Consider the following 19,835-nt stretch of genomic DNA (forward strand, 5'->3'; position numbering starts at 1 on the left):
TACCTCCTCTTATCGAAAACTTTTTAGCGAGGTGATATTTTATCACATAAGACGAAAAAATAAAAGTAGGAGGAGGCTAAATTGCCGGCCTTAAAAGCTCTTAATACGACAAAGAATGCGGCAATATTATGGGGTAAATCTTTACTCCCTTTTCTGCAGCAAGTTTATCTACATCTTCTTTTGTTACCTTGCCTCGAGGCTTGGGATGGGGAGGAGCATCTCCTATAAGAATAAGTTTTTTATCAACATCGGCATCTAAGGCGCGCCATGACTGACGAAGCCCTAAGAAGATACCCTCATATACGGCTTCGGGAATATCCCGCCCTCCGAAAACTTTAAAGCCGTATAAGGCTTTTTCAAATTTTTTTAAATTATCGGTAAAAACGCAGGCTTCCCTCACTAAAAAGTCTTCACGGTAATCCTTGTATAAAACCAAGGCTATTCTATAAGTTTTATATTGAGGCAAAGTCTCGGCAAGCATTGAGCTGATATTTTTACGCACTTCTTCAACATCATCCTTCATACTCTCGGTGGAATCTAAAGCAAAGAGTAAATCAAGATGGTCCTTTTCTCCCTTTTTTAAAATTTCTTTTATTGTTGAAAGAATATCCTCAGGCCCCTTTGCATAAATCATTTCTCCTTCGGTTGTGTCGGCTAAATCCGTAAAAGTTTTTACGGCCTCATCACTATACGAAAGATCAGGGGGAGGGTCTTTTTCAACAGGTTTTTGGGTTACCCGCAAGGTAAAAGGATTGTCCTGAAAATTTCCCGTATAATCTCCGTAAGGTTTTGCAAAGGTGCGTATATTAAAAAAGGTTCCGTCTTTTACTTCGATTTCGCCGCTTCGCGACCAATCATATCCGTATAAAATTATATAGGGAATCCAAATATGATAGGCCTCCCCCAGAGGCGTATTTTTTTCGGGAGTAGAATCTATAAGACTGTAAAGTCTTTTTTCGGGCAGCAAAAATTCACCGTTTAAAAGCCTTTTTTCATCTCCGTTTATTTCATTATAATTGGGATCACGGTAGGCATAGTTATCCAATTTTAAATCGGGATCCTTTGTCGTCTCCGTTAAAAGCACACTTTTTATATCGGGTTTGGCTTTTATATATAAATGGTAGCCGCCCTTAGGGTTTTGTATAACAAGCAAATCTTCTTTTGAAAGGCTTAAGTCCTCAGCCTCAAGAAAAACAGAAAGAAATCCGACAACAAGAATCCATAAAAACTTTCTTTTTTGCATATATTAATTATCGGATAAAATTCTTATTTTGTAAATAGAATTTTTTTTGCAAAAAATATTTTATAAATCATCCCTTAAAACCGCATAATAACAAGTATCTACCCATTTTCCATTATCATATTTAGACTTGCGGAAATGTCCTTCCATTTTTAACCCTGCTTTTTCGAGTAATTTTCTGGAAGCTATATTGTCATAATCGCATCCTGCTTGAATACGGTTCCGTTTCATTTTTTTAAAAAGAAAATCGATAAAGGCTTTTAATGCTTCAGAAGCAAACCCCTGTTTTTGATAATCAGGATGAACGGCAAAACCTATTTCATTAATTTCGTTATTATGATCCCAAAACGATACAGTAATTTCTCCTATTACTTTTGAATTTAAAAGAATAAGAAAAACCGAATAACCGCCCTCCGGATTATCAAATTCGGTAATTTGTTCTTCAAAATATTCTGCAAGAACTTGAGGGGTATCTATTTTTGCAGTGTAAGGTTTATAAATTTCAGGAAGGGAACGGTATGCAAACACCTCATTTAAATATTCCGGAGCATATTCAACAATAACCAGCCTGCTCGTTTTTATAGGTTCAAATTTCATAGAAAACATACTATAAGATTTATGTATAAATTTCAAGTATAAAAATAACGCTATTTTCGGCTTTCCGGTAATAGTCTTGACAAAGACATATAATCACTATTGACTATATGCATAAACTATAATAGAATTATGTATGGAGGATAAAATGAGAACAACTATTGTATTAAATGAGTCAAAGATTCAACAAGCTTTTGCATTGACAAAAATAAAAACCAAAACAGAGCTCATTGAAGTTGCCATTGATAATTTAATAAAAAAATATCAAATTCAAGACCTAAAAAGCTATTTTGGTAAATGCAACTTAGAAATAGACCTTGATACTTTAAGGAATAGAGCTTAATGGTTTTAGTAGATACGTCTGTTTGGATTGAATATTTTAGAGGGAACGAACAGGTTAAAAATTTAAATGACCTTATAGATTCAAATACTCTTGCGATAAATGATTTGATTTTAACAGAACTATTGCCATTTATAATACAAAAAAAAGAAAACAAGCTAAAAAAACTGTTATTGAACTTGGACAGGATAAAGATGAATATAGACTGGAACGGTTTGATTCAAATGCAAACATTAAATCTGCAAAACGGAATAAACAAAGTCGGAATTCCAGATTTGATTATAGCACAAAATGCTATACAAACCAATTTACATCTTTATAGTTTAGATAAACATTTCAAATTAATGAGCTCATTATTTGGGCTAAAACTTATACATAAATAGGAGATCAAAATGGAAATACTTTTAAAATCTTATAGGGGCAAAATTGAAGACCTTTATACATTCGGTTCAATCGCCGTAGTCGATAAGAACGGCAAGATTGTATACTCGGCAGGAGACCCAAAGGAAGTATCCTTTCCGCGTTCAAGTGCAAAACTTATTCAGGCTCTGGTGCCTCTTTCATTGGGTGCCAAGGAAAAGTTCAATCTAAGCCATGAAGAAATAGCTCAAATCTGTGCCTCCCATTCAGGCGAAGATTTTCATATAAAAACCGTAACGGGAATATTAAAAAAGATAGGACTTGATGAAAGTGCCTTAAAGTGCGGCCCCCACTATCCTTTTAAACCGGAAGTAGAATTGAGAATGAAGGTAAATAATGAAAAACCTCGCGATATTCACAATAATTGCAGCGGAAAGCATTCCGGTATGCTGGCGGCAGCCGTATTAATGAAAGCTTCTACTGACGATTATTACAAGCCTCAGCACCCCGTTCAGCAAAAAATAAGAGAAATGATAGAGCTGATCTGCGATTGCAAGATTCCCGATGATAATATCTCGGTTGACGGCTGCGGAGTTCCGGTTCACTCCCTGCCCCTTTACAATTTTGCATTCGGAATGGCAAGAATGGCCGACTATAAAAACCTGCCTCAAAATTTATCTACCCATGCGAAGGACATAATAGATTCCATAACAGCCTGTTCCGAATACACTTCCGGCACGGATAGAATAGACCATCTCTTGGTAAAAAAATATCCCGAGAAACTTGTTGTAAAATCGGGAGCAAACGGATATTTCGGCGGCCTTTTACCCGATAAAAAATACGGCATTGCCGTCAAAACCTATGACGGAATTTCAAAAACCAGAGATATCGTTTTGGTTCACTTATTAAAAAAACTCGGTGTAATCGATAAAGCCGATTACGAATATTTTGATAATCTTGCCGATAAAAACATCAAAAATCATCGGGGTGAAACAGCAGGAGAGGTTGTTCCTCAGTTTTAACTTTTTAACTCATAAAGCGGCAGTTTGAACAGCCTAGAATATGAACCCGCTTTTTTCCTTTTTTTCGGTCGAAGTATCTTGCAATTAGATGAGCTTCATTTGGAACAGTCTTATGGCAAACGGGACATTGACGCTGCACACCCTTTTCACAACCGGGATAACAATGCGGACAGCCGTATATATAGCATAATCTATCATCCGCTCCCGGATACACAGCCGATTTTACCTGTTCATCTCTAGCCAAAACAGTACCGCAAACAGGGCAAACTCCTGGGGACCCTTTTTTCCCCGTTTGCCTAATCTTTTTGCCGCTTGCATGTTTTGCAGATGCACTAAAAAGAACATAAGCGAATACAATTAAAAAAAGGCCTATAAAAACTAATATCATCCATGATAAAGGCTGTAAATCCGTCATAAATACATCATACACCTTTTTTTCTATTGATTCAATACTAAAACTATGATATAATGAATAAGTGGGAATTTTATTTGTGGTTGCCACTCCTATAGGCAATCTAAAAGATATCAGTTTTAGAGCTTTAGAGACTTTTCAAGAAGCCGATTTTATCGCCTGTGAGGATACGAGGCACACTTTAGGCCTTTTAACTCATTATGAGATCTCAAAGCCTTTAATTTCGTGCAGGGCTGTAAATGAAGCCGCCGCCTCCGAAAAAATTGTAAAACTTTTAGATGAAGGGAAAAAAATAGCCTATGCAAGCGACGCGGGAACACCGGCAATCAGCGATCCGGGCTCTATTTTAGTAAGGACGGCAAGGAAAGCAGGGCATACAATAATTCCGATTCCGGGTGCGTCAGCCTTTGGTGCTATAATGAGTATAGCTGGAACCTACGACAAAACGGTAGTGTTTGAGGGTTTTTTGTCGCCTAAGGCCGGAAAACGCAAACGGAGGCTTCAAGAGCTATTTGACTTTGGGGCAGGCTTTGTTTTATATGAATCCCCTTATAGAATCGTAAAGCTCTTAGCCGATATTGCCGAAATAGATAGTAACCGTGAGCTTATTATAGGGAGGGAGCTTACAAAACTCCATGAAGAGATTATCAAGGGGCCGGCAAGTGAAGTTTTGCAAAATTTTGAAAAAAGGCCCTCGATAAAAGGGGAATTTTCTGTTTTTGTTACAGGAAAATAGACTTTTATAAAAATAAAACCTTAACTTTTGATAAAGATTAACCGATAATCGGTTAGGAAGGCAGGAAAACATGATGATAGAAAAATTGGGCGGAATTGATCCGATCAAAAATTTACAAAACACTCAAAAACCAAGAAGAATGGAAAAGGTAGAAGTTTCCGATTCAGTGCAAGTATCTCCTGAAGCTCAAAAATTATCGGAAATTTATTTTGCAATGGATGCAGTAAAGGCTGCTCCGGATATCCGCCGGGAAAAGATAGAAGAAGTTGCAAGAAAACTTCAAGATCCTTCATATATAGACAGTATTTTGGATCAAACAGCAGATAAAATTTTAGACTCTTTGGGATTTTAATTAAAATAATTTATTGATAAAAGCATGGATAAACCGTGCCGAACCGACATCATGGTTTCTATATCATCTTTAAAACAACAAAGGCTGTATCTCTTTATGAGCTTACAGCCTTTTTTATTCGTGCGGAGGGTTTAATCCCCCGACGCAGAGCGTCGGGGTTGTTGATTTGGTGTTTTTATTGATACATTATAAGGTAGGGGCGAGGGTTTAAGTTAAAGACCTCATCAGGGGTCATCATGGGCTGGTCATAACCTGCACCTGCAACAGTCGGTTTTGAAAAAAGCTTAAAAGATTTAAGCGGAATATTTTGTGCTAGAGCATTATAGGCATAAGAATCTTTCTTTAATTGGGGAGAACCGAATCCGTCCGCACAGTGAATAAGCTGAACTCTTTCATAATCGCTTCTTACATTAGCCCTTTTTTTAATCATTATAGAATTAAACTGATGAATTACAAGCATTCTTCTGCCCGTAATATTATTTTCCTTTATGTATTTATCCATCATTTCTTGAGCTTTATTTATCTCATCACCCGTAACCGAGCCGATAACCCTCATCGGCTGAGTTGTACGCCACTCGGGATCCAGAGCCAAATGCACATTCGGGTACTTCAAAAAAGGCAAGATTGCATTCATAGCCTGTTCTACCGTATATTTTCCGATTTGATGGTCAATAAATACATACCAGCCTCTTTCGGCGGCAAATTCTATATATTTTTTGACAGTGGATAAGCGAAGAAGACCGATTTCGCCTTCTGGCCAACATGTTCCGTAAATTAGATAAAAAGCCGGTATAATTCCTCTTTCCTTGTTTACTTCATCATAAGTTATTATAAACTCATTCATAATCGGTTCGATTTCTTCAGGAGAATATCTTCCTAAAATGCCCATAGTATAAGCTCCCGGTTTTCCATAAAGAGCAAAAATATCGTTATTCAATAAAACGGATTGCAGCTTTGATTCGTCAAATTTAAGAGAAGCATCCATTTCTTCTTTTGTTTTTACAGTTTGTATCAAAACTTCTTGTTTGATTGGAATATTTTTTACCCACAAAGCTGACGGAAACAAGGGTTCCCACTTAGGGGGCATCGAAGTAACCGGAATATTTTGCTTTATATCTCCGGATTCGGAAAAAACGGCTGAAACACAAAATAAAAAAAACATTAGCCTAACGGCAAATTTAATACGAGAAGTCTTCATTAGTACCTGTATCGGCTTAAAAAAAATAAGCTTTAATTTAGCCTTGCACCTAAGACTAAAAAAATGTATAATAGGCCCCTTAATAAACTTGACATTATCTATAACAGTTAGGAGGTTTTGTAACTATGCAAGTTAAAGTCAGATATGCTCCTTCTCCCACCGGCTTTCAGCACATAGGCGGAGTCCGTACAGCCTTGTTTAATTATCTTTTTGCCCGCTCAAAAGGCGGAAAATTCGTTTTGCGTATTGAAGATACCGACAGAACAAGATACAGCGAAGAATATGAACAGAACCTTTATGATACCCTTGAATGGCTCGGCCTTGAATGGGATGAAGGCGGACCGAAGGGAGGCCCCTGTGCACCCTATATTCAGTCTCAAAGGTTCGATATTTACCGAAAATACGCCCAAGAACTTGTCGACAAGGGCTTTGCTTACTATTGCTTTTGCGATTCGGAAAGGCTCGACAGAATCCGAAAAATTCAAACAATGAACAAGATGCCTCCGGGCTATGACAGGGCTTGCCGCAATTTAACCGATGAAGAAATTAAAGCTAAAATGGATGAGGGTATTCCCTATGTTATCCGCTTAAAGGTTCCGCTTGAAGGCAGCACCAAATTTACAGATGCCCTTTTAGGCGATATTGAATGGAAAAATGAAGATATAAACCCCGACCAAATCCTTTTAAAAAGCGACGGGTTCCCGACATATCACTTGGCAAACATAGTAGATGACCACCTTATGGGCATAACCCATGTTATGCGTGCCCAAGAATGGCTCCCATCCACCCCAATGCATGTTATAATGTACAAGGCCTTCGGCTGGGAACCGCCTCAATTTTGCCATTTGCCCATGGTTATGGGAAATGACGGACAAAAGCTTTCAAAACGGCATGGAGCCACCAGCTGCAACGAATTCAGAAATAAGGGCTACCTAAAAGAAGCCATTATCAATTATGTTGCTATGCTGGGCTGCTCTTATGAAGACGGCCGTGATATGTACAGCCTTTCAGACTTGGAAAAACTCTTTGACATTAAACATTTAAACAAGGCCCCTGCCGTATTCGACTATAAAAAGCTGGAATGGTTTAACGGCCAATATATGCGGGAAAAAACCGATGAAGAACTCTTTGCTCTTACATGGCCCTACATTGCAAATTCAGGCCTTTTCGGAAAAATAAATGAAGAAGAGCTGAAAAAAGCCGGATGCCGTTTTGAAAATCAAACCTATTTAAAGCCGACCCAAGAACAAAAAGAAATTTTAATGAAGGTGATGCCTTTGGTAAAAGAGAGACTTCACCTTTTAAGCGAAATAACCGAAATGGTTCGTTTTCTCTTTGAAGAACCGGCTGTTCCTCCGGCAGAAGAAATAATACCGAAAAAACTTGATGCCGAAACTACAAAAAAAGTTCTTCAAAAGGCAATCGAAGTAATGCCCAAAATTTTAGGTCTTGACGACCATGCCGGCGGAGAAGTCTTTAGGGCAGAAGCAGATGCTATGGGTATTAAGATGGGAGACTTTATGATGCCTGTCAGAATGACCGTTACCGGCAGCAGAATAAGCCCGCCCCTTGTAGGTTCAATCCAGATTTTAGGGATAGAAAAAGCTATTAAACGCATCGAAAAAGCTATAGCAGAAAGGTTTTAAATATCGAATTTGTAACTTTTATAATAACTCCGGGTTAAATCTCCGGAGTTATTTTATGAATTTAAATTTACAATACAATCAAAATCAAGAAGAAGCAGATAAAATTGCGGCATCCTTATCGGCACTGCAAGAAGAAAAATTATTTCACATAGATGTGTATGGTCTTGCAGAAGAATTAAGTCTAAACAGAGAAACAGCCTTAAATATTTTTATCCAAGGCGTATATGACGGTTTTTTTATAATCGACTGGATATATCATTGCCCGACCTGTGGAAGTGTAGCTCATGAAACCCTTTCAATACATGAAGCTGTTTCAGAAAACTATTGTCCGGCTTGCCAAAAAAACTTTAACAATACCTTAGACGACAATATTGAAGTTTTCTTCTCCATTCACCCGAATATACTACCCTTGGATTCTTCATTGAAGGAAAACTATCTTGCAAAAATAGAAACTGATGTAAATGAAGGAAACTATCTTACTTGGAAAACCCCTAATTCCATAAAGGGAATCGATTTAATTCAAAACAACCTTTACAGGGACCTCATGGGATCGGATGTTTTAATACCGGGGCAATCCCTCCAAGTAATGAAAGCTGCAATTCTCTTTACGGATATTAAGGGTTCAACCCTTATGTATTCGGAGTTAGGAGATGCAAAGGCCTTTGCCCTTGTCAGAGATCATTTTATAATTCTATTTGATGTAATAAAAAAGTTCGGAGGCGTACCGGTAAAAACCATAGGAGACGCAATTATGGGCGTTTTTATGAACTCTAAGAAAGCCGTAGATGCAAGCATTGAAGCGCAAAAAGAATTGCACGAGCATTATAAAAACAACCCCGAAATCGAAAAAATTGAAGTGAAAATCGGCATTCATGCAGGCCCCGCTCTGGTCGTTACCTTAAACAACCGCTTAGACTACTTCGGTACAAGCGTAAATATGGCTGCCCGTATCCAAAATGCAGCTCAGCCGAATGAGGTAGTAATTTCAGAAGAACTTTTTAACAATAACGAAATACAAAAATCCATAGCAGCAATCACAAACAAAGTTCAGCGCCAACGTATTACTTTTAAGGGAATAAAAGAAGAATCGACGATTTACCACATAAAGGTTAAAGATTAGCCTATAAAATTTTTAATGGCCCGTAAATTCGCCGCTATCGGATTTTAGAACATTCCAATGTTTTTTCTTTGCATCATTAACCTGCTGAATAGTACAGATATTATTATCTGTACTATTTTCCCGTCTATCGACTACGTAGAATCTTCCATTTTCTTCGCTTGAACGGGTCGGTAAAGATTTTATGAGCCTATCCATCTCTTTTTCTTTTATTTGGTTATTATAACAAGATATAAGTTTTATATTCTTATTATTTAAAACACTAAGCCCCATGAGTAAGTTATCGTAACACCATAGCTTTTCCAATTTTACATTATTTCGTAAATTCAAAAATTTCAAACGGTTTTCGCTTACAGACAAAAACTGCAATTCCGTATTTTTTGTAAGATCGATATCTGTAATTTCATTTTGTTTACAGTATAGATAAATTAATTTTACATTATTAGATGTATTAAGAGCCTTTAGTTTATTATTTCTGCAATATAATTCTTTTAGTTTTCTATTACTGTTTATATTCAATTCTGTCAACATATTTCCTCCACAATCAAGCTCCGTAAGATTTAAATTCTGCGTTATATCCAAAGCTGAAAGGCTGTTTTCAGATACATAAAGAAACTCAAGATCTTTAAGATTAGAACAGTTTATTTGAGAAAGATTATTTTTGCCGCAAGACAATCTTATCAACTTATTATTTTTAGATACATCCAGCTCGCTTATATTTGTATTGTAGCAATAGCATTCTTGTAATTCCGGAAGATGAGAAATATCAAGCGAATTCAGTTGATTATCATAACAAGATAATATTTCAAGATTCTCATGACCATCTAAAGATAAATTGGATAGATTATTTTTATAGCACCAAAACTCTTTTAAGCTGGGATTATTGCTTATATCCAATTCCGATAATAAGTTATTATTCAGCACAAGAAATGTAAGGTTCACATTTTTCGATAAATCGATATTTTTAAGTTTATTATTTGCACACCATAATTTACGCAAAATAGGATTTGAACTTATATCTATGGATGTAAGAGCATTTTCGGAACAAGAAAGAAATTTTAAGTTTTTACAATTATCCGTATTTAAATATGTCAGCTCATTTTCATGGCAATATAAAGTTATAAGAGATGTATTTTTCGACATATCGAGAAATTTCAATTTGTTTTTTTGAGCTTCTAAAGTTGTTAACACCTTAATATGAGAAACATCGAGTTCTCTGATTAGATTTTCATCACAAAAAATTTCTTTTAAATCGAAATTTTGGCTAAAATCTATAGAAGTCAAATTATTTTTACCGCAAGATAAATATACCAGATTCCTGTTATTTATAAGAGATAAGTCTTGAAGGTTATTATCGGAACAAGAAAGATGTGTTAATGAAGGATTATTAGCTAAATCAATACTTGTTATACGGTTTCCCTCACAAAAAAACCTATTTATTTTACCATATATAGTTATAACCTCACTATCAATAGTATAATCACGATAAGCGGACATACCCGGTACAACAAAAGGCGTTATATCTTCATTTTCATCCATTTTTTTATTTGAATTTAAATCGATCCATATAGGCTCACGATTGGAAACAAATCTTTCAACCCTAAGCTTTATTTTTTCACCCTTTGACTTTGCCGTGATCAAGCTTATAGATTCCGTATTAGGCAAATTTATGGGTTCTTCTTCTTTAACATCGTTTTTGCCGTCAACAGTTTTTATATCTTGTTCTTTCTCCGGCTTATTATCCGAACAAGCCGCAACAAGAAAAATAAAACTCATAAAAATTATAGTCTTCTTTAGTTTTTTTATACCCATAAAACAAAACCTCGCATTAAAATAATTAAACATGATAAGGCTATGATGACGGTTTTTCAAAATGATGTCAAGACTTTATCAACTTGAAACATAAAACTGAAAGCCTTTACCATATTTAAATTTGCATTATAAACATTTATATGATATAATTCTTCTTACATTTATTAAATGTCCGGAGGTTTATATGCAAGGTATAGCACTTATTATTACATTTGTTATTGCTATTGCTCTTATGATTTTCGCTATTTCAAAGCTGAAAATTCATCCCTTTTTATCGATTATGGGAGTTTCGCTCCTTTTGGCTCTGGCCGCAGGAATACCGTTGGTAAAGATTCCCGGCACAATAGGAGCCGGTTTTAGCGGAACTTTTACAAGTATCGGTATTGTTATTATTCTTGGTGCCCTAATCGGAACAATCCTTGAAAAAACAGGAGCAGCCCTAAAGCTCTCCGATATGGTTATCAAGGTTGTAGGTAAAAAGCATCCTGAACTTGCTATGCTGATTATGGGCTGGATAGTTTCAATTCCCGTATTTTGTGACAGCGGTTTTGTTATTCTAAACCCGATACGAAAGGCTCTTGTGCAAAGAACAAGAATATCGAGCGTTGCAATGACTGTAGCCCTATCGGCCGGTTTGTATATTTCTCACGTATTTATTCCGCCTACACCCGGGCCTATTGCAGCTGCAAGCTCTCTCGGCATAGGAAACAACCTTCTTTTAGTAATCGGTATGGGAGCCCTAGCTTCTATCTTCCCCCTCATAGCAGGTTATTTTTTTGCAAGATATATAGGAACTAAGGTAAAGGCTTCAGAAGACAGCTCTACAGATGAGGTTTCACAATCCTATGAAGAACTGGTTGCAAGTTACGGATCTCTTCCAAACGGTTTTACTGCCATAGCTCCTATTATTGTGCCGATCCTCCTCATGGCTCTTTCTTCAGTTGCTTCTATGGCAAATATGAGCGGTACCGGTGCCGATATCTTAAAATTCCTCGGAGCCCCTATTATGGCCTTAGCGGTAGGTCTCATTTTCGGTGTCATACTTTTTGCAAGCCAAAAAAAGACAGAGGACTTTTATATTCTCACAAATGAAACCTTAAAGGTTGTAGGCCCCATTCTCTTTGTAACTGCCGCAGGCGGTGTTTTAGGCAAGGTTATAGCTTCATCAAGCTTAGTAGGTTATATTACTGAACATGCTGCCGTTTTAAAAACCGTCGGCATTTTCTTCCCATTCCTCTTGGCTGCTATTTTAAAATCTGCACAAGGTTCATCGACGGTTGCGATTACAACTACGGCAGGAATCCTTGCTCCTCTTATGGCACCCCTAGGCCTTGCTACCATTCCCTTATCGGCCTTAACCGTTATGGCAATCGGAGCAGGAGCAATGACCGTTTCTCATGCAAATGACAGTTATTTCTGGGTAGTCACAACCTTCGGCGGTTTAAAGGCTGAGGACGGATACAAGACGCAAACCCTTATGACTCTTGTAATCGGTATTGCCGCAATTATAGGTATATTTATCATATCCTTATTTTTATAGAACAATTTAAAAGAGGTTAATGCTATGAAAAAGATACTGCTTATCCCCGATTCCTTTAAGGGAACAATGAGCTCGGCTCGGATATGCACTTTGATGAAAAATGCGATAAAAGAGATTTTCCCTGAAGCTCAAACTCTTTCAATCCCTGTCGCAGACGGCGGGGAGGGCAGTGTCGAAGCCTTTTTAGAAGCTATAGGCGGCATAAAAAAAACGGTTAAAGTCAAAAATCCTTTTTTTGAAGAAATGGAAGGCTTTTACGGTATTTTAAAAAATGAAGAGCCAAATGCCGAAAAGACTGCTGTAATTGAAATGGCCGCCTGTGCGGGCCTCCCTCTTGCGTTGGGAAGGCTTAACCCATCTCTTACCACGACCTATGGGGTAGGTGAACTCATAGCCGATGCCCTTAAAAACGGCTGTACAAATATTATAATCGGTTTGGGCGGAAGTGCGACAAATGACGGAGGCTGCGGAGCTGCAGCAGCCTTGGGAGTTAAGTTTTTTGATAAGGAAGGAAAAAGTTTTATTCCGGCAGGCGGAACCTTAAAAAATATTGAACGCATAGATATGACAGGTCTAAGCCCTCTTGTAAAAAAAGCAAGGTTTACGACTATGTGCGATATAGATAATCCTCTTTTCGGAAAAACCGGAGCAGCCTACATCTTTGCTCCGCAAAAAGGTGCAGACCCCGGCATGGTTGAAGAACTCGACCAAGGCCTAAAACGTCTGGCCTTGGTTGCAGGAAAAACCGAATCCCTCAATTCCGGTTCTGAAACGGCAGAAATCCCCGGGGCAGGGGCTGCCGGAGGCATGGGCTACGGAACTCTTGTCTTTTTAGGTTCCGAGTTAAAAATGGGTATTGAAATTGTTCTTGATACGGTTGACTTTGAGAAAAAACTGGATAATACCGATTTTGTTTTTACGGGAGAAGGCAAATTGGATAGTCAAAGTTTAAGAGGAAAGGTTGTTGCAGGCGTTGCCCAAAGAGCCAAAAAGAAAAATGTGCCTGTGATAGCTGTCGTAGGCGATGCAGAAGAGGGCATAGACGATATCTATAAAATGGGAGTTTCCGCCGTATTCAGTATAAACCGTCTTGCCGTCCCATTCAGCCAAGCAAAAAAAACGGCCGAAACGGATTTGACCGCAACAATGAAGGATGTTTTGCGCCTAATCGGAATTTTTTCCATATGTTGACAAATTTTCTCATTTAGTGTAAGAATTTACCCTTTAGGAGATTACCATGGTTACAGATCCTCTCATTTTAGCGGCCGTCTTATTCGGATTGACCTATGTTTTGATGATTACCTTGACAAACCACAGGCCGATAGTGGCCTGTTCATCGGCCCTAATCTTCGTACTTTTAGGGATACTCCCTTATAATGAAGTTTTTTTTGCCATTGACTGGAATGTTATTTTAATGATTGCAGGAACAATGGGCTTGGTTGCCCTTTTTACCGAATCTAAAATGCCGCAACGCATTGCAGATAAGATTATAAACAATGTACCCGATGTAAAATGGATTATAGTATGTCTATCCCTCTTTGCGGGTTTTATTTCAGCCTTTATGGATAATGTTGCCACAGTCTTAATGCTGGCACCCATTGCTGTTGTATTATCGAAAAAGCTCAACATGTCGCCTGTTAAACCCATAATTGCTATTTCAATTTCGGCAAACCTTCAAGGAGCAGCCACCTTGGTAGGAGACACTACCTCAATTCTTTTAGGAAGCCATTTAAACATGACCTTCTTCGACTTTTTTTGGTATTTGGGAAAACCCTCTCTTTTCTTTGCCGTCGAAATTGCAGCTGTTGCCGCCACCGGAATTATCTATTTTATTTTCCGAAAGGCCGTCCAGAAGCCGGATAAGGTTGAACTTACCAAGGTAACGGATTATTTTCCTTCAATTTTGCTTATAGTAATGGTCGTACTTATGATTGGAGCCTCATTTTTACCGGAGGAAAAAAAGCCCCAAACAATAAACGGGTTAATTTGTACAGGCCTTATGATCGTAGGTATTATCTATAACATCATAAAAACAAAAAAACTTGATATTTTAAAAGTCGTAAAAAAAGAACTCAGTTTTGAAACCCTCTTTTTACTTATGGGGCTTTTTACTGTTATTGCAGCCGTTACAAGGGCCGGAGTTATACAGGCCATTGCCGACTGGTTTTTAACCCTTGGCTCAAATGTATTTTTAATTTACACAATAATAGTTTGGGGTTCGGTTTTAATTTCTGCATTTGTAGATAATATTCCATATGTTGCTGCCATGATACCTATTATACAAATACTTTCGGAAGGCCTTAATATAGCTTCACCCATTTTGTTTTTCGGACTTCTTTCAGGAGCAACCCTCGGCGGGAACATTACGCCCATTGGGGCTTCTGCAAATATTACATCTCTCGGTATTTTAAGAAACGAAGGCCATCAGGTAAAAAACAGCGAATTTATGAAGATGAGCGTTCCTTACACCCTTACTGCGGTTGTAATAGGTTATATTCTTATTTGGCTTTGTTACGGCGTGTAATTGTATCTTTAATAAAAAGCTGGTATAATCAAGACATAGCGAATTTGCTTAATTTTTCTGGAGGGAAATATGAAAAAAGGTTATGTCCAAGTTTATACCGGAGACGGTAAGGGAAAAACGACAGCGGCTTTCGGGCTTGCTCTTAGAGCCGTGTGTGCCGGATACAAAGTTTATATAGGTCAATTTTTAAAGGGAATGAATTACAGCGAGCTAAAAGCCCCTGAGTATCTACCCAATCTTACAATAGAACAATACGGAGAAGCTCACTTTGTTCATAATGATCCTACGGAAAAGGATATTCAAAGAGCAAATGAAGGCTTGGATAAGATTGAAAAGATAATTATGTCGGGCGAGTACGATGTTGTAATTATGGAAGAAGTAAATGTTGCCCTTTTATACGGCCTTTTTGATATTGAACGCATCCTGCATATTATCAAAAACAAGCCCGAATCCGTAGAACTCGTCTTAACCGGCCGCTATGCAAATAAAAAAATAATTGAAGCGGCCGACCTTGTAACCGAAATGAAGATGATAAAGCACTATTTTAATGACGGTGTACAGGCAAGGCGTGGTATAGAATCTTAAAAAGCTGATGGAGATGGGGGGAATTGAACCCCCGTCCCGAAAAGGGAATCAGAAGCGTCTACAGGCTTATCGGTGCGAGGTGGTTGTAGGGATCCGGTAGCAGCACCGAAAGCGTCGAATCCTTAGTGTAAAAAAAGTCCCTTTTAACGTTTACACGCCGCTAAAAAGCAAGCCCCGATTGGCGTCGGAATCATGCCCCGCTCGGAGCAGTGCAAAGCAGATTCCGCGATTATGCAGCTAAGGCGTAATCGAAACTGTCGTTATTTTCGGCAGTTATAGTGTTTGCCGAATCAGGAGATCGGCACTCCGCCTGCAGCTTAAGCCTCCGTCTTTCCGGTCGAAACCGGAACATCCCCAAGCTGTAAATAGATTACTATATTTATATTAAATTTATATGAAAAAGTCAAGAATATAGAAAACTAAAATCGAAACATTATACTATAAAATTTTTTTTACTCCCTTTTGTAAGAAGGCGGCAAGTAAGACGGCTATTCCCGTCCATGCAAAGATAGAAGCGGTTTCAATCTGAATCTTAGCTGTTTGAAAAGCAGAGCCTATGCCGTATTTCGGCTGGCTTAAGACCTCTGCCATTATAACAACCTTCACGGCAAAGCCCGTACTTAAAATATAACCGTTCTTCAAAAAAGGTCTTATGCAGGGAAGGTATAAACTTTTTAATCTTTTACCAAAAGGAACATTAAAATCGTAAGACATTTCTATCAGACCTTTATCTATGTTTTTTACTCCGTCTACAATGTTTCTATACAAAAGAGGAAGAACAATCAAACTTGTTACAAAGATGGGCGTCATATTCGATTTAAACCAAATTAAGGCTAAAAGCAAAACGGATATTGTAGGGCTGGATTTTAAAATATTTTCGGGAGCCGATAAAAAATCTTCAACATTTTTATTTAAACCGGAAGCTATACCTAAAAGAAATGCAATAAAGGAATCTATAGCCAATGTTATAAAAATTCTGATAAGGGTGCTTAAAATAAAAACATAAGTTTCCGGAGTTTTTATAATAACAAAAAGAGCTGATAATATTTCTTTTATAGGGGGGATAATAAGCGGAGCTTTTAAGCCTTGGGCAAATATTTCCCAAAGGATAAGGCAAAAAAAAGCCCCGCCTATTTTAAACTTATTTTGCTTTATAGTAGAAAGCATCATCAGGCAAACTTCCGCCTATAAATTTAGGATCGGCTTCAGCCAAAACCTTCAAATAAGCTTCTACAGCAGGTCTTGCTTTTCCGGCCTCAACAAAAACTATGTTCAGCTTAGGAATAGCCTTGGATAAAATGGGCGGAGGAGGCAATGCAGCAATTTTGGAAGCATACTCGGCAGCCTTTTGAGGGTTCTCCTTTACCCATTCGGAAGACTCTTTAGCCTTATCTAAAAAAGCACTTACATATTCGGGATGTTTTTGTAAAAATTCGGCGTTTACAATTAAAGAAGCTTGAGGATAAGACGCTCCTGAAAAAGCTTTTTTCCATTCTTCCTGAATATCAACAACAATCTTAGTATTGGGCTTTTTTGTCATGATCATGCTGAGAGAAGGTTCTGCAGCAAGAGCATACTTCGCTTTCCCGCTTATAAAAGCAGAGGGAATATCCCCGACAGCACTTAAATACTCAAAACTCACGTCCTTATCAGGATCAATACCGTTCTTCTTAAGCACTTCGCGGGCTGTCAAATCGGGGGTATTATTTCTTCCGAAAGAATAAATAGTTTTGCCCTTTAAGTCTGCTATCGAAGAAACAGGCTCCGAACTTATAAAATAAAGATTTCCCCAAACAATGGGAGCCAACAATTTTATATTTTTCTGTTTGGAATATAAGACCGATGCAAGATTGGTAGGCACGGCTATAATATCGGCCTCCCCAGATAAAACCCTCGCTTGTAAAAGCTCCGGACCTGAAACAACTTCATATTCCGTTTCAGAATTATCAAACTGTGTTTTTTCATACACAAGTTTTGAAAGAGCTGCAGCAGGAGCTCCTGCGGGTAATACAACCTTAGCTTTAAAGCTGTCATTTACAGATTTTTCCTTGGTTCCGCCTGCAAATAGTAAGCTAAGACCAACAAACAAGAAAAAGAAACTCGAATATATTTTTTTCATACTTTCCTCCAATGCCGATTTTCCGGCCGGATAAGAATACTACAAATAATCTTTTTAAGTCAAGAGATTAACCTGATTTAACTTATGCCCGAGGTTTACCCAAAACATTTAAAGCTATTTTATCGTCAGGATTTATTTCTAAAACGGTTCTAAAAAAGGCTTCCGCTTCTTCTTGTTTTCCCTGTTTTAGAGCGAGGGTGCCAAGATTGGAAATAATTTTTATGTTCTCGGAATCTAAACTCAAGGCATTTATAAGATGTTTTTCGGCTTCATCAAAAAGTTCTAACTCCATCAAACAAATTGCAAGCTCATTGTAAACATCGCAAAGAGGTTCTTTGTCTGAAATTTCGGAATTTTCTAAAAGTTCAATGGTTTTTAAAAAAGAAGATCGGGCATCTTCCCAACGGCCCATTCGTCTTAAAGCCCAGCCCAACAAAAACCAAGCATTCCAAACCTTAGGATTTTTTCGCAAAAAAAGCTTTATACTTTCGGCGGCTTTTTCTTCTTCGCCTAAATCAATACATTTATAGGCTTTTTGGAAAAGCTCATCGTCAAGAGCTTGTTCCGAAATAGTTTTAAGCAACTCGGAAGCCTTAGCTTTTCGGAATTCGGCTGTTTCTGAAGAATCATTTTCTATTTCCAAATATGTTTTTAAAAGGGATTTGGCTTTTATATAGTTTTTCTGTTTTATAAAAAAATATGCAGCATTAAAAAAAACACCCGGCAATGGAGGCTCAAAAAGTATAAGCTCTGAATAAAGCTCTTCGGCTCTTTTATTAAAGCTCAAAGCATCTTCAAAAAGTTCTCTCATCTCACAGAATTGAGAACGCTCTTCCATCAAAAGAGCAAGGTTTAATTTGGTTATACCGTCATCCGGATTTAAACCTTCAAGAGAAAGTAAAATCTCTTCAGCCATATCAAAATCATTATTTTTGATTTTGATAATTGCAGCCTCAGTCATTTCTTTACGGATATCGGGACGGAGTAAATTAAATATTTTTCGATAATATGTAATATGGGGATTTTCCCTGTCATAGGCAAAAACGGTAAGCATTCCGGCTAAAATCATTTCCGGCTTTATATTTTCGGCCTTAAAATCTTCTTTTTGGCCGGGTTCGGATAATTGAATAGGAAGCGGAATTGAAGACTCAAGATTTTCAAAAATCTTGCCAGCTTGTTCAGCCGATATTTTTACATATAAAAGCGAATCGATAGGATTTTGCATTTTATCTCCTAAATATGGTAATTTGAAATTTCAGCAGGTCATTGTTAAGAAATTTGTTCCGGAGCAGAATCAGCTGGGGGCGGCGTTAGAGGAGCCGTATTGGTACCGATTGGAGAAGAAACAGGCGTAAAGGATGAAGCAGGAGCCACATCTTCCAAAAAGTCATCTCCAAAACCATCCGAAGCAGGTTTACGCACAACGGAAAAATACTTATTTAAGTACATCTTATACATCATTGGGATATTCTTCGGATAATATTGAACTGCAAGAGCAACCAAGTCTTTTCTGCCTTCAACAGGTTCGGTTCTCACAGTTTTTCCTTTTATTCCAAAAACAGACTGCGGATCATCAAAAGCAAAGCGGAGAATTACTTCTTTATTTATTAAAAAGTTAGCAATACCGACAAGAAGAATTTTAGCGCCCGAAAAAGAAAGGTCCCTAATAAGACAGCGTCTGGGAACGGCATCAATATACACAACCGTTCCTTTTTCTACAAGACCTATTTTTCTGCTTATCTCGGGAGTGATAACAACTCGCTCATTTCGGCGTTTTTGTGAATTGATATTAGCTTCAAGTAAGATGCCTAATTTTTCTATTAAATCATCCGGAGCTCTCTGGGTATATTCGAAGGTTATTAAAACAAGATCTTGGTTTCCGGCTTCATAAGAAGAAATACCGACCAACTTAGCTGCAACAAAAAAAGAAAGAGAATCTTTTCCTTCAGTATCAAAAAAGGCAAATCTTATATTTACGGATGTTATGCCGCTCCTCAACCTGGCCAGAAAACCGCTTTTTTTGCCGCAAATTATTTTAGCCTTTGTCATAGAAGCCGAATTGATAATACATGGCCATTGTCCGCCGGAACAACGAACAAAAACCTGTTTAGGCTCAAAATTAAGGGTAGAAACGACTTCTTTTGAGAAAGTTACATCTATATTTTTATATAGATTATAATATCTGTTTAACTGCTGACTTGCTGCAAAGGCCATACTTATATGATAATAGTTATTTGT

The 19,835-nt window shown here is 37.7% G+C and carries 20 protein-coding genes and 1 other RNA gene; 11 read left to right on the top strand and 10 right to left on the bottom strand.

The features are described 5' to 3' along the window. Positions 1 to 100 precede the first annotated feature (100 nt). Together TDE_RS00935 and TDE_RS00940 are read right to left on the bottom strand one after the other, a co-directional pair. Entirely contained in the window at positions 101 to 1,243 is a 1,143-nt protein-coding gene (locus tag TDE_RS00935; protein WP_002681086.1) for a vWA domain-containing protein, read from the bottom strand. Positions 1,244 to 1,303: 60 nt separating this feature from the next. Continuing rightward, positions 1,304 to 1,837 carry a GNAT family N-acetyltransferase gene (locus TDE_RS00940; RefSeq protein ID WP_164920588.1) on the bottom strand — a complete coding sequence of 178 codons (534 nt, stop codon included), beginning with the start codon at positions 1,835 to 1,837 and terminating at the stop codon, positions 1,304 to 1,306. Between the two features lie 145 nt (positions 1,838 to 1,982). Between TDE_RS00940 and TDE_RS00945 the strand changes: the two genes are divergently transcribed. The 3 genes from TDE_RS00945 to TDE_RS00955 are packed head-to-tail and all read left to right on the top strand — an operon-like array spanning position 1,983 to position 3,556. Then, positions 1,983 to 2,177 (top strand): type II toxin-antitoxin system VapB family antitoxin, encoded by a 195-nt coding sequence (locus TDE_RS00945; protein WP_002681091.1) that lies wholly within the window; start codon positions 1,983 to 1,985, stop codon positions 2,175 to 2,177. Continuing rightward, complete coding sequence (locus TDE_RS00950; protein ID WP_002684748.1) at positions 2,177 to 2,557, top strand: PIN domain-containing protein; 381 nt, start codon at positions 2,177 to 2,179, stop codon at positions 2,555 to 2,557. The genes TDE_RS00945 and TDE_RS00950 overlap by 1 nt, the downstream gene beginning before the upstream one ends. A gap of 9 nt (positions 2,558 to 2,566) precedes the next feature. Then, entirely contained in the window at positions 2,567 to 3,556 is a 990-nt protein-coding gene (locus TDE_RS00955) for an asparaginase (RefSeq protein ID WP_002681095.1), read from the top strand. A gap of 4 nt (positions 3,557 to 3,560) precedes the next feature. Here TDE_RS00955 and TDE_RS00960 read toward each other — a convergent pair whose 3' ends face one another. Next, positions 3,561 to 3,971 (bottom strand): hypothetical protein, encoded by a 411-nt coding sequence (locus TDE_RS00960; protein ID WP_044971528.1) that lies wholly within the window; start codon positions 3,969 to 3,971, stop codon positions 3,561 to 3,563. A gap of 76 nt (positions 3,972 to 4,047) precedes the next feature. Here TDE_RS00960 and rsmI point away from each other — a divergent pair, with 76 nt between their 5' ends. Continuing rightward, positions 4,048 to 4,704, top strand: a complete 657-nt coding sequence (gene rsmI / locus TDE_RS00965; protein WP_002681097.1) for a 16S rRNA (cytidine(1402)-2'-O)-methyltransferase — start codon at positions 4,048 to 4,050, stop codon at positions 4,702 to 4,704. Between the two features lie 73 nt (positions 4,705 to 4,777). Continuing rightward, positions 4,778 to 5,056, top strand: a complete 279-nt coding sequence (locus tag TDE_RS00970) for a flagellar biosynthesis anti-sigma factor FlgM (RefSeq protein WP_002676478.1) — start codon at positions 4,778 to 4,780, stop codon at positions 5,054 to 5,056. A 175-nt stretch (positions 5,057 to 5,231) separates the two neighbouring features. Here TDE_RS00970 and TDE_RS00975 read toward each other — a convergent pair whose 3' ends face one another. After that, a complete protein-coding gene (locus TDE_RS00975) occupies positions 5,232 to 6,254 on the bottom strand; it encodes a hypothetical protein (RefSeq protein WP_002681099.1) in 1,023 nt (340 codons plus the stop codon). A 125-nt stretch (positions 6,255 to 6,379) separates the two neighbouring features. Here TDE_RS00975 and gltX point away from each other — a divergent pair, with 125 nt between their 5' ends. Both gltX and TDE_RS00985 read left to right on the top strand, forming a co-directional pair. Then, entirely contained in the window at positions 6,380 to 7,900 is a 1,521-nt protein-coding gene (gene gltX, locus TDE_RS00980) for a glutamate--tRNA ligase (protein ID WP_002681104.1), read from the top strand. 55 nt (positions 7,901 to 7,955) lie between these two features. Further along, on the top strand, positions 7,956 to 9,020 hold the full coding sequence (locus tag TDE_RS00985) for an adenylate/guanylate cyclase domain-containing protein (protein WP_002681105.1): 1,065 nt from the start codon (positions 7,956 to 7,958) through the stop codon (positions 9,018 to 9,020). A 12-nt stretch (positions 9,021 to 9,032) separates the two neighbouring features. Here the strand turns inward: TDE_RS00985 and TDE_RS00990 are convergent, their stop codons facing one another. Beyond that, positions 9,033 to 10,829 carry a leucine-rich repeat domain-containing protein gene (locus TDE_RS00990; protein WP_002681106.1) on the bottom strand — a complete coding sequence of 599 codons (1,797 nt, stop codon included), beginning with the start codon at positions 10,827 to 10,829 and terminating at the stop codon, positions 9,033 to 9,035. Positions 10,830 to 11,013: 184 nt separating this feature from the next. Between TDE_RS00990 and TDE_RS00995 the strand changes: the two genes are divergently transcribed. From TDE_RS00995 to cobO, 4 genes are all read left to right on the top strand, one after another. After that, positions 11,014 to 12,369 carry a GntP family permease gene (locus tag TDE_RS00995; protein ID WP_002681107.1) on the top strand — a complete coding sequence of 452 codons (1,356 nt, stop codon included), beginning with the start codon at positions 11,014 to 11,016 and terminating at the stop codon, positions 12,367 to 12,369. Positions 12,370 to 12,393: 24 nt separating this feature from the next. Further along, positions 12,394 to 13,560 carry a glycerate kinase family protein gene (locus tag TDE_RS01000; RefSeq protein ID WP_002681108.1) on the top strand — a complete coding sequence of 389 codons (1,167 nt, stop codon included), beginning with the start codon at positions 12,394 to 12,396 and terminating at the stop codon, positions 13,558 to 13,560. A gap of 46 nt (positions 13,561 to 13,606) precedes the next feature. Next, positions 13,607 to 14,893: an SLC13 family permease gene (locus TDE_RS01005; RefSeq protein WP_002681109.1), complete on the top strand. Its 1,287-nt coding sequence runs from the start codon at positions 13,607 to 13,609 to the stop codon at positions 14,891 to 14,893. A gap of 69 nt (positions 14,894 to 14,962) precedes the next feature. After that, a complete protein-coding gene (gene cobO, locus TDE_RS01010; RefSeq protein WP_002666509.1) occupies positions 14,963 to 15,478 on the top strand; it encodes a cob(I)yrinic acid a,c-diamide adenosyltransferase in 516 nt (171 codons plus the stop codon). A gap of 5 nt (positions 15,479 to 15,483) precedes the next feature. On the opposite strand, the gene ssrA is transcribed toward cobO, so the two are convergent. From ssrA to TDE_RS01035, 5 genes are all read right to left on the bottom strand, one after another. Further along, positions 15,484 to 15,834, bottom strand: a transfer-messenger RNA (tmRNA) gene (gene ssrA, locus TDE_RS01015). Between the two features lie 82 nt (positions 15,835 to 15,916). Then, positions 15,917 to 16,648 carry an ABC transporter permease gene (locus tag TDE_RS01020; RefSeq protein ID WP_002681110.1) on the bottom strand — a complete coding sequence of 244 codons (732 nt, stop codon included), beginning with the start codon at positions 16,646 to 16,648 and terminating at the stop codon, positions 15,917 to 15,919. Next, on the bottom strand, positions 16,620 to 17,597 hold the full coding sequence (locus TDE_RS01025; RefSeq protein WP_002681111.1) for an ABC transporter substrate-binding protein: 978 nt from the start codon (positions 17,595 to 17,597) through the stop codon (positions 16,620 to 16,622). Before TDE_RS01025 ends, TDE_RS01020 begins: the two co-directional genes overlap by 29 nt. An 82-nt stretch (positions 17,598 to 17,679) precedes the next feature. Beyond that, the gene (locus TDE_RS01030; RefSeq protein ID WP_002681112.1) at positions 17,680 to 18,822 is read right to left on the bottom strand and encodes a tetratricopeptide repeat protein; all 1,143 of its coding nucleotides are present in this window, start codon (positions 18,820 to 18,822) and stop codon (positions 17,680 to 17,682) included. A gap of 44 nt (positions 18,823 to 18,866) precedes the next feature. Continuing rightward, positions 18,867 to 19,811 (bottom strand): cyclic di-GMP binding protein, encoded by a 945-nt coding sequence (locus TDE_RS01035; RefSeq protein WP_002681114.1) that lies wholly within the window; start codon positions 19,809 to 19,811, stop codon positions 18,867 to 18,869. Positions 19,812 to 19,835: the final 24 nt, after the last annotated feature.

This window comes from Treponema denticola ATCC 35405, from assembly GCF_000008185.1.
Lineage (GTDB): Bacteria > Spirochaetota > Spirochaetia > Treponematales > Treponemataceae > Treponema_B > Treponema_B denticola.

Coding starts and splice junctions, on each gene's coding strand:
- TDE_RS00995 (WP_002681107.1), top strand. CDS start 11,014: ATGCAAGGTATAGCACTTATTATTACATTTGTTATTGCTATTGCTCTT.
- TDE_RS00960 (WP_044971528.1), bottom strand. CDS start 3,971: ATGACGGATTTACAGCCTTTATCATGGATGATATTAGTTTTTATAGGC.
- TDE_RS00940 (WP_164920588.1), bottom strand. CDS start 1,837: ATGAAATTTGAACCTATAAAAACGAGCAGGCTGGTTATTGTTGAATAT.
- TDE_RS01020 (WP_002681110.1), bottom strand. CDS start 16,648: ATGATGCTTTCTACTATAAAGCAAAATAAGTTTAAAATAGGCGGGGCT.
- gltX (WP_002681104.1), top strand. CDS start 6,380: ATGCAAGTTAAAGTCAGATATGCTCCTTCTCCCACCGGCTTTCAGCAC.
- TDE_RS00950 (WP_002684748.1), top strand. CDS start 2,177: ATGGTTTTAGTAGATACGTCTGTTTGGATTGAATATTTTAGAGGGAAC.
- TDE_RS01025 (WP_002681111.1), bottom strand. CDS start 17,597: ATGAAAAAAATATATTCGAGTTTCTTTTTCTTGTTTGTTGGTCTTAGC.
- TDE_RS01000 (WP_002681108.1), top strand. CDS start 12,394: ATGAAAAAGATACTGCTTATCCCCGATTCCTTTAAGGGAACAATGAGC.
- TDE_RS00955 (WP_002681095.1), top strand. CDS start 2,567: ATGGAAATACTTTTAAAATCTTATAGGGGCAAAATTGAAGACCTTTAT.
- TDE_RS00990 (WP_002681106.1), bottom strand. CDS start 10,829: ATGGGTATAAAAAAACTAAAGAAGACTATAATTTTTATGAGTTTTATT.
- TDE_RS00975 (WP_002681099.1), bottom strand. CDS start 6,254: ATGAAGACTTCTCGTATTAAATTTGCCGTTAGGCTAATGTTTTTTTTA.
- TDE_RS00945 (WP_002681091.1), top strand. CDS start 1,983: ATGAGAACAACTATTGTATTAAATGAGTCAAAGATTCAACAAGCTTTT.
- TDE_RS01035 (WP_002681114.1), bottom strand. CDS start 19,811: ATGGCCTTTGCAGCAAGTCAGCAGTTAAACAGATATTATAATCTATAT.
- cobO (WP_002666509.1), top strand. CDS start 14,963: ATGAAAAAAGGTTATGTCCAAGTTTATACCGGAGACGGTAAGGGAAAA.
- TDE_RS01005 (WP_002681109.1), top strand. CDS start 13,607: ATGGTTACAGATCCTCTCATTTTAGCGGCCGTCTTATTCGGATTGACC.
- TDE_RS00935 (WP_002681086.1), bottom strand. CDS start 1,243: ATGCAAAAAAGAAAGTTTTTATGGATTCTTGTTGTCGGATTTCTTTCT.
- TDE_RS00985 (WP_002681105.1), top strand. CDS start 7,956: ATGAATTTAAATTTACAATACAATCAAAATCAAGAAGAAGCAGATAAA.
- TDE_RS01030 (WP_002681112.1), bottom strand. CDS start 18,822: ATGCAAAATCCTATCGATTCGCTTTTATATGTAAAAATATCGGCTGAA.
- TDE_RS00970 (WP_002676478.1), top strand. CDS start 4,778: ATGATAGAAAAATTGGGCGGAATTGATCCGATCAAAAATTTACAAAAC.